Below are 8,348 nucleotides of genomic sequence, written 5' to 3'. Positions count from 1 at the left end.
CTGCAGGGGGGGGCGCGGGCACCGGCGTGCTGGAGGAGGTCTTGCTCGCATTCACCTTCAGGATCTGCAGCGTCTCGGGCCGGATCTGCTGGTTCATGCGCTGGGGCTCGGCCTGCTCCTGCGGAGCCCAGCCCCATGGGCGCAGGTGGCCTTGCGACCATGCAAAGTAACCCGCATTGGCCAGCAGCAGCACGATCACGGCGAGTCGGAGCATGAGAAAGAGCCTTTCGGTGGACGCGGTGGGATCAGGGTCTTTCAGACCGGCGGGACAGCGCTGGGCCGCACGCTGATTTCAGAGCTGGTGATGGCCTGCATGCCGCCGGCCGTGTGCACCAGCAGTGCGCCATCTTCCCCCACGCCGTGCGCCGTGCCGGTGTGGCCATCGCTCAGCGCCACGGCCCGGCCCTGCAGCACATCGCGGGCGGCAAAGCGGGGTTGCATGGGGCCAAAGCCGTAGCCCTCGAACGACTGCAGCATGGCCACCAGCGGCGGCACGATGCGCAACAGCGCGGTGGGCGCATCCAGGCCTGGCTCCACCTCCTGCAGGCTGCCGGGTGGCATGCTCATGCCCTCGGGGCTGCGCGGCAGCACGTTGATGCCAATGCCCACCACCACATAGCGTGCGGTGCTGGCGCGGGCCGGTGCCGCAGCGGCCGCCTGGGGGGCCACAAAACTTGCGGTCTCCACCAGGATGCCGCCCAGCTTGCGGTCACCCGCCGCGCCGCCCAGCCACAGGTCGTTGGGCCACTTGAGGCCCACGCGCGCCGGCTGGTCGGCGCCCAGGGCGGGCAGCACGGGCTGCAGGCTTTCGGCCACGCTCACCCCGACGGCGAGCGACAGGCCGGACCAGTCCTGGGGTGCCAGAGGCAGGCCCAAAGACATCATGAGTGAAGCGCCAACATCACTCTGCCAAACCCGCCCCAGCCGTCCGCGCCCGGCGGTCTGCTGCTCCGCCACCAGCAGGGTGGGCTCGCCCTGACCGTTGCGCGCGCGGCGCATCAGCTCGGTGTTGGTGGAGTCGATGGTGGGCAGCACCTCCACGGTAAAGCCCGGCAGCAGCGGTGACACCGCTTCCCAAATGGCCTCTGCGGGCCAGCGGATGGGGCGGGCGGCGCTCACTGACTGCGGCCTCGCGGCTTGGCCTTCTGAGGAGCCTTCGCCACCTTTTTGGCCTTGGTGCTGGACGGCTTGGACGGCGGCAGCGGTACGGGCGGCGCCCAGCCACGCTTGGGCGCCAGCAGGGTGCCCCGACAGTTGGCACTGCCACACCAGCAGGGGTATTCGGCCTTGAGCTTCTTGGTGTAGCGCTCTTCGATGATCAGACCGTAGTCGTAATTCAGCTCTTCGCCCGCCTTGATATTGCGCAGCGCGGTGATGAAAATGCGGCCGTCCCGCTCGTCGGCGTAGCAGTTGGGGTTGCAGCTGTGGTTGATCCAGCGCGAGGAGTTGCCACCGAACTTTGCATCGATCACATGGTCTTCATCCACATGGAAGTAGAACGTGTGGTTGGGTTGCAGGGGGTCATGCGGGTGCCGGTCCTGGGCTTCTTGCCAGCCAATCACTTCACCCGTGTATTCGACAAGGACTTCGCCCTCTGCAATATCCTGCACGGCAAAAACGCCCTTGCCATGGACGCCCGAGCGCCGAGTCTGGATGCGGCGGCCCGGTGCAAGGGCGGGGGCGGAGGGCGATGCGGAGCGGGGCATGGCAAAAACTCTGTTAACTTGATGGTGCACACATGTGTGCGTGCGCGTGTGTGCGTGTGCATGCGCGTGAGAGCCGAATTGTAGAAGCGCCCGGAATCCGGGCAACCAGAACGACTGGCGAGAGCCCCAAAATGACCAAGACCCTGGTAATTGCAGAAAAACCCTCAGTGGCGCAGGACATCGTGCGCGCGCTGACGCCCGTGGCGGGCAAGTTTGACAAGCACGAAGACCACTTCGAGAACGACCGCTATGTAGTCACCAGCGCCGTGGGCCACCTGGTGGAGATCCAGGCCCCCGAGCAGTTTGATGTGAAGCGCGGCAAGTGGAGCTTTGCGCACCTGCCCGTGATTCCACCGTTCTTTGACCTCAAGCCCGTGGACAAGACCAAGAGCCGCCTGAACGCGGTGGTCAAGCAGGCCAAGCGCAAGGATGTGACCGAACTCATCAACGCTTGTGACGCGGGCCGCGAGGGCGAGCTGATCTTCCGCTTGATCGAGCAATACGCCGGTGGCAGCAAGCCGCTGGGCAAACCCGTCAAGCGCCTGTGGCTGCAGTCCATGACACCCCAGGCCATCCGCGACGGCTTCAATGCCCTGCGCTCTGAGCAGCAGATGGCGGGCCTGGCCAGTGCGGCGCGCAGCCGTTCTGAAGCCGACTGGCTGGTGGGCATCAACGGCACCCGCGCCATGACGGCGTTCAACTCGCGCGACGGCGGCTTCTTCTTGACCACCGTGGGCCGGGTGCAGACGCCCACGCTGTCGCTGGTGGTGGAGCGCGAAGAAAAGATCCGCAAGTTCGTGAGCCGCGACTACTGGGAAATCCACGCCACCTTTGGCGCCCAGGCCGGCGAATACCCCGCCAAGTGGTTCAACCCCCAGTGGAAGAAGAGCGAGGACGCCGAGGCCAAGGCCGACCGCGTGTGGTCGGCCGCCGAAGCGCAGGCCATTGCCAACGCCGTGCGCGGCAAGCAGGCCACCGTCACCGAAGAGAGCAAGCCCACCACGCAAGCGTCGCCCCTGCTGTTCGATTTGACCAGCCTGCAGCGCGAGGCCAACGGCAAGTTCGGCTTCAGTGCCAAGACCACGCTGGCCCTGGCGCAAAGCCTGTACGAACGCCACAAGGCGCTGACCTACCCGCGTACCGACTCGCGTGCGCTGCCCGAAGACTATTTGCCGGTGGCCAAGCAGACCTTCGAGATGCTGGCCGACAGCGGCATGCGCCACCTGGCGCCGCACGCGCTCACGGCGCTGAACAACAACTATGTGCGCCCGTCCAAGCGCATTTTTGACAACAGCAAGGTGAGCGATCACTTTGCCATCATCCCCACGCTGCAGGCCCCGAGTGGCCTCTCTGAAGCCGAGCAAAAGCTGTACGACCTGGTCGTGCGCCGCTTCATGGCCGTGTTCTTCCCGAGTGCGGAATACACGGTCACCACCCGCATTTCGACAGTCGCCCCGCATAGTTTTAAAACCGAAGGCAAGGTGCTGGTCAAGCCCGGTTGGTTGGCCATTTACGGAAAGGAAGCCGCAGAGGAAGTGGAAGGCGGCAAGGACGGCGACAAGGGCCAGAACCTGGTGCCCGTCAAACCCGGCGAGAGCGTTAACACCCTGGCCGCTGACCCCAAGGGCCTCAAGACCAAGCCCCCCACCCGCTACTCCGAAGCCACGCTGCTGGGCGCCATGGAAAGCGCGGGCAAGCAAATCGACGACGAAGAACTGCGCTCTGCGATGCAGGAAAAAGGCTTGGGCACCCCTGCCACGCGCGCGGCCATCATCGAAGGCCTGCTGACTGAAAAGTACATGCTGCGCGAAGGCCGCGAAATCATCCCCACGGCCAAGGCCTTCCAGCTCATGACGCTGCTGCGCGGACTGGAGGTGGAAGAACTCTGCCGCGCCGACCTGACCGGTGAGTGGGAGTACAAGCTCTCGCAAATGGAAAAGGGCCAACTCAGCCGCGAAGCCTTCATGGCCGAGATCGCCGCCATGACCGAGCGCATGGTCAAGAAGGCCAAGGAATACGACCGCGACACCATCCCCGGTGACTACGCCACGCTCGAATCGCCGTGCCCCAACTGCGGCGGTGTGGTCAAAGAGAACTACCGCCGCTTTGCCTGCGTGGGCAAAGCAGGCGCTGAGGGTTGTGGCTTCAGCTTTGGCAAGTCGCCCGCAGGCCGCACCTTTGAAACTGCCGAGGCCAACGCCCTGCTGCGCGACAAGAAGATCGGCCCGCTGGAGGGGTTCCGTTCCAAGGCAGGCTGGCCGTTCACGTCCGAGATCGTCATCAAGTACGACGACGAGGCGCACAACTACAAGCTCGAATTCGACTTTGGCGACGACAAGAAGGGCGAAGAGTCTGGCGAGATCGTCGAGTTTGAAGACGCCGCGCTGGGCGCCTGCCCCATCTGTGGATCAGAGGTGCACGAGCACGGCAGCAACTACGTGTGCAGCAAGGCCGTGCCCACCACCGCGCAGCCCACACCGAGCTGCACCTTCAAGAGCGGCAAGATCATCCTGCAGCAGCCCGTGGAGCGCGAGCAGATGACCAAGCTCCTGGAGACCGGCAAGACCGACCTGCTCGACAAGTTCGTGAGCATGCGCACGCGCCGCAACTTCAAGGCCCACCTGGCGTGGGACAAGGAAGCGGGCAAGGTCAACTTTGAATTCGCGCCCAGCAAGTTCCCCCCACGCCCCGGCGCTGCTGCTAAAACAATAGCTGCCAAGGCAAGCAAGACGGGCGCAGCGGCCAAAAAAGCCCCTGTAAAGAAGGCCGCCGCCAAAACCACCGCGGCCAAAACCCCGCGCAAGGCCGCCGCAGGCAAGGCGCCCAGCGCCGCCCTGGCCGCCGTGATTGGCAACGAACCCGTGGCCCGCCCCGAGGCCGTCAAGAAGATGTGGGAATACATCAAGACCCACAACCTGCAAGACCCCAAGGACAAGCGCACCATCGTCGCCGACGACAAGCTGCGCGCCGTGTTTGGCAAGGACAGCGCGGGCATGTTTGAGCTGGCGGGCATCCTGGGCAACCACCTGGTGTGACGTGAAGCACCCCCTGAGTTGCCTGCGGCGCCTTCCCCCTCAAGGGGGACGACGCCCTCGCTGCGGGGCGGTCCTTGCTCGGCGTCCCGCGCTTGGGCCGAGCCCCTTTCATGGGCAGCGGGTTCTGCGCAATGCTGTGTGCACCCCTGAGGACTGAAGGTGGACGCCAGCGCACTGTCCTTGCAGATAGCCACCACGGTGCACCACCGCATCCACACCGTCACGGTGCGTATGGATTCGGTGGGCTGGGTGGTGTCGGGCACCAAGCACCTCGTCACGCCCGGCGGTGGTCACCGCTACCCCAGCGGGCGGGTGTTTGTGCTGCCGCGCGGTGCGCAGTGGGAGGTGGTCAACGACCCGGCTCCCCAGGGGCGCTACGTGGCGCGGCTCCTGTGTTTTGCGCCCCAGCTGGTCGAGCAATTCCACCGCCAGTTCGGACAGTTTGCCGCCGTGCCTCCGGTGCAGGGCAGTGCAGGCCTGGCGGCCGACGCCGCCTTTGAAGACAGTTTCATGCGAGCCCTGGCTGCGTTGGAGAGTGATGCCAGCTCGCAGGCGCTGCGCGAACACCGCGCGCTCGAAGTCCTGCTGATGCTGGCCGAGACGGGCATTGTGTTTGCCCCGCCCGGCGAACTGGGCTGGGCCGAACGTGTGCGCCGCCTGGTGGGCCCCAGCCCGCAGGCCGACTGGACGGTGGAACGCATTGCCGCTGCCTTTGCCACCAGCGCCAGCACCCTGCAGCGCCGCCTGGCGCAAGAGGGCGAAACCGTGAGCCAGTGCCTGCGCGACGTGCGCCTGGAGACGGCGCTGGTGCTGTTGCAGAGCACCACGTTGCAGGTGTCCGAGATCGCAGCGCGCTGCGGCTATGAATCGCACAGCCGCTTCAGCGCTGCGTTCCGCGAGCGCTTTGGCTTCCCACCCTCGCAACTGCGGCCCTGACACGGCGCCCCTCACACAGCGGCTGACGCGTAGCGCACAGCCATTGACGCCGCCGGGCCAATGCGCAGGCGCGGCGCGCAGCACCATCAAGCCCTTGTTTCACACCGCTACTGCAAGGAGCTTTTCAGATGACCCACCCACTTTCGCACCCCCTGCGCGTTTGCGCCGCCATCGCGGCACTCGCCACCATCGGCCTGGCCCCTGCTGCCCACGCCCAGGCCTTCGCGCTCACCAGCCCCGACTTTGCCGAAGGCAGCACACTGCCCCAGCGCTTCGAATTCAAGGGGTTTGGCTGCGCGGGTGATAACCAGTCGCCCGCCCTGCGCTGGAGCGGCGCGCCCGCAGGCACGCAGAGCTTTGCCGTCACCGCCTACGACCCTGATGCCCCCACGGGTTCGGGCTGGTGGCATTGGTCGGTGGTCAATATTCCCGCCAACACCACCGAGCTGCGGCCCGACGCAGGTGCGGCAGGCAACGCCAAACTGCCCGCAGGCGCCAGCCATGTGCGCATTGACTACGGCGTCGCCGCCTGGGGCGGCACCTGCCCGCCGGAAGGCGACGCTCCGCACCGCTACATCTTCACCGTGCACGCGCTCAAGGTGCCGCGTCTGGAGCTGCCCGCCGATGCCACCGCTGCGTTGGCAGGCTACATGATCAACGCCCACAGCCTGGGCAAGGCCACGCTCACGGCGCGCTACGGGCGCCCTGCCGCCAAAGGCAAGCAGCCGTGATGGCGTGGTGATGGTGTGGCGGGGGTGGATGATGATGTTTTAAGCTCGCTGGTCAGTTGTCCTTCACTCCCATCCACCCCACGCAGGCCCATCCCATGCGCAGCACCCGCGAACGAGCCCTCTGGTCCATCCTGGCTGCACTGCTGCTGGCTGCTGCAGCCGCTGCGTGGTGGACGGCCGACCAGTGGTTGCCCCATGCCGGGCCCTGGGCCGAGCAGGCCTGGAAAAAGGTGACCCGCCCCGGCCCCGACACCTTGCCGCCCGGCAAGCAGCAACCCGCCGCACAGGCCCGCGCTGCCGGTGGCACCGCCTCCGAGCCCGTGGCCCCGCAGCCGCGCAAGTGCGTGCAAAACGGCCGCACCACCTACACCGACCAACCCTGCCCCAAGGGCAGCCAGGAGCTGCCGGTGGATGGCGCTCTCACATCGCTGCCGCCCGCGCAGTAAGCGGCTGGTGTGCCGCCGGTTGCGGGCTGGCGCATGGGGCCGATGTCGTTTTTTTCCTAGCCCGTGCGGGGCGGCGCGGATTCAATCGGTGCATTGATTCACAACCCCAGGCCTCTCTCCTTTTCTTGCGAAGGGGCCGCATGCACCCATGCACCACCACAGCCTCAGTCACCAAGCCCTGCGCGTTTTTCTTCTTCTGCTGGCCGCCCTGGGCCTGGCCGTCCCCTGGTACTTCAACACGCTGTACTTTCTGGCGGGCGGCAGCGTGATGCCCGACGTCTTCTGGCGCGATGCCTTTGCCAATGCGCTCACCACCGGCATCACCGTTGACGTGTACCTGGCCGCCGTGGCGTTCTCTGCCTGGGTGGCGGCAGACCGCAGTCTGGGCGCATGGCGCTGGGCTTACATTGCCGCCTGCTTCGGCATAGGCCTGGCGTTTGTGATGCCGTTGTACCTGGCTCAGCGCCTGCGCAGAGGGGGGGCTTTTTGATTCGGTAGGGTCTGCGCCCCAATCTGCAAGGGCCAGTGCGCGGTCAGCGGGCTGCGCGTGCCCTGCACCAGGGCCTGTAATGGATGGCCCGCCAGCCTGCGCATATCACGCGCCATGTGCGACTGGTCATAGTAGCCCTGGTCGGTGGCCAGCTCCACCACCGTGCCGCCGGGCTCGGCAAGGGCGTTGCCCAGCGTGCTGTTCAGCCGCGCAATCACCTGAAACTGCTTGGGCGCCATGCCCCAGTGCGCCACAAAGCGCCGTTCAAACTGCCGCTGGCTCAGGCCCATGTGCTGGCCGGTGCCTGCAGCCTGCAGCAAGGCCAGCGCCTGTTGCCGCCGCTCGTCACAGTCAAACAGTGATGGTGGCGCAACCCGCTGCCGGATGAACGCGCACAGCACCTGCAACCGTTCGCCATCAACTGCCGCAGCCCGCACCGCTTGCTCCACCTCGGCCCATGCCGGGCCCACCAGGTCTGCCAGCGGCCGCAGCGTGTTCACCAACCCGCGTGCACCGGCAAACAGCGCCACCGCCGCCTCCGGCTGCAGCACCAGCCCCACGGCCTGCACCGGCCCGCCGTGCTCATACATCATGGCGGTAGTGCTGGCGCTGATCCAGGCCGCTGGTGGTACCAGGCCGCCCTGGCAATGCACCTGCCCGGCCAGCCGCACCACCAGCATGCTCGATACCATGGCCGGAAAGTGCGACTGCGCCAGCGCCGCAGGCGCGTCCACCACCACCCCCGCCATCAGCCAGGGCTGTAAATCGGTGGGCACGGGCACAAAACGCTGCATGTCTGGATTCTGCACATGGTCTGCACAGATTCCTTCACCGGGCCAGCTACCCGTGCGACATGCGCCTGCCGCAGTGCCCGACTATCCTTGCTGCCTCCACCCTCCTCACCCACCGCACATCCGAGCCCGCACCATGCAGCAACCGCCCGCCCCCACCAGATCCCTCCCACTCGCAGGTGCCTCCAACTTTCGCGACCTGGGCGGCTACAC

8 protein-coding genes and 1 pseudogene are annotated in these 8,348 nt (G+C 66.4%); 5 read left to right on the top strand and 4 right to left on the bottom strand.

The features are described from left to right. From DBR12_RS01100 to DBR12_RS01090, 3 genes and pseudogenes are all read right to left on the bottom strand, one after another. A pseudogene (locus DBR12_RS01100) lies at positions 1 to 214 on the bottom strand (SPOR domain-containing protein); the annotation flags it as partial. Positions 215 to 255: 41 nt separating this feature from the next. Then, positions 256 to 1,119 carry a biotin--[acetyl-CoA-carboxylase] ligase gene (locus tag DBR12_RS01095; protein ID WP_108615569.1) on the bottom strand — a complete coding sequence of 288 codons (864 nt, stop codon included), beginning with the start codon at positions 1,117 to 1,119 and terminating at the stop codon, positions 256 to 258. Beyond that, positions 1,116 to 1,706: an SET domain-containing protein gene (locus DBR12_RS01090; protein WP_108615568.1), complete on the bottom strand. Its 591-nt coding sequence runs from the start codon at positions 1,704 to 1,706 to the stop codon at positions 1,116 to 1,118. Before DBR12_RS01090 ends, DBR12_RS01095 begins: the two co-directional genes overlap by 4 nt. A 131-nt stretch (positions 1,707 to 1,837) precedes the next feature. Here DBR12_RS01090 and DBR12_RS01085 point away from each other — a divergent pair, with 131 nt between their 5' ends. The 5 genes from DBR12_RS01085 to DBR12_RS01065 all read left to right on the top strand — a co-directional run bounded on the left by DBR12_RS01085 (position 1,838) and on the right by DBR12_RS01065 (position 7,344). Continuing rightward, positions 1,838 to 4,741 carry a DNA topoisomerase III gene (locus tag DBR12_RS01085; protein ID WP_108615567.1) on the top strand — a complete coding sequence of 968 codons (2,904 nt, stop codon included), beginning with the start codon at positions 1,838 to 1,840 and terminating at the stop codon, positions 4,739 to 4,741. Between the two features lie 159 nt (positions 4,742 to 4,900). Then, the gene (locus tag DBR12_RS01080; RefSeq protein ID WP_108615566.1) at positions 4,901 to 5,677 is read left to right on the top strand and encodes a helix-turn-helix transcriptional regulator; all 777 of its coding nucleotides are present in this window, start codon (positions 4,901 to 4,903) and stop codon (positions 5,675 to 5,677) included. Between the two features lie 128 nt (positions 5,678 to 5,805). Continuing rightward, a complete protein-coding gene (locus tag DBR12_RS01075; protein ID WP_233244235.1) occupies positions 5,806 to 6,408 on the top strand; it encodes a YbhB/YbcL family Raf kinase inhibitor-like protein in 603 nt (200 codons plus the stop codon). Between the two features lie 95 nt (positions 6,409 to 6,503). Further along, on the top strand, positions 6,504 to 6,854 hold the full coding sequence (locus DBR12_RS01070; RefSeq protein ID WP_108615565.1) for a DUF4124 domain-containing protein: 351 nt from the start codon (positions 6,504 to 6,506) through the stop codon (positions 6,852 to 6,854). A 148-nt stretch (positions 6,855 to 7,002) separates the two neighbouring features. After that, the gene (locus DBR12_RS01065; RefSeq protein ID WP_108615564.1) at positions 7,003 to 7,344 is read left to right on the top strand and encodes a DUF2834 domain-containing protein; all 342 of its coding nucleotides are present in this window, start codon (positions 7,003 to 7,005) and stop codon (positions 7,342 to 7,344) included. Here DBR12_RS01065 and DBR12_RS01060 read toward each other — a convergent pair. Then, positions 7,314 to 8,153, bottom strand: a complete 840-nt coding sequence (locus tag DBR12_RS01060) for a helix-turn-helix domain-containing protein (RefSeq protein ID WP_233244234.1) — start codon at positions 8,151 to 8,153, stop codon at positions 7,314 to 7,316. The two genes, DBR12_RS01065 and DBR12_RS01060, sit on opposite strands and share 31 nt — an antisense overlap. Between the last annotated feature and the right edge of the window lie 195 nt (positions 8,154 to 8,348).

The sequence above is a fragment of the Acidovorax sp. HMWF029 genome (assembly GCF_003060895.1).
GTDB lineage: Bacteria > Pseudomonadota > Gammaproteobacteria > Burkholderiales > Burkholderiaceae_C > Acidovorax.
Note: the sequence above shows the minus strand (reverse complement) of the source record. Positions and strands in the feature narration are given on the sequence as shown.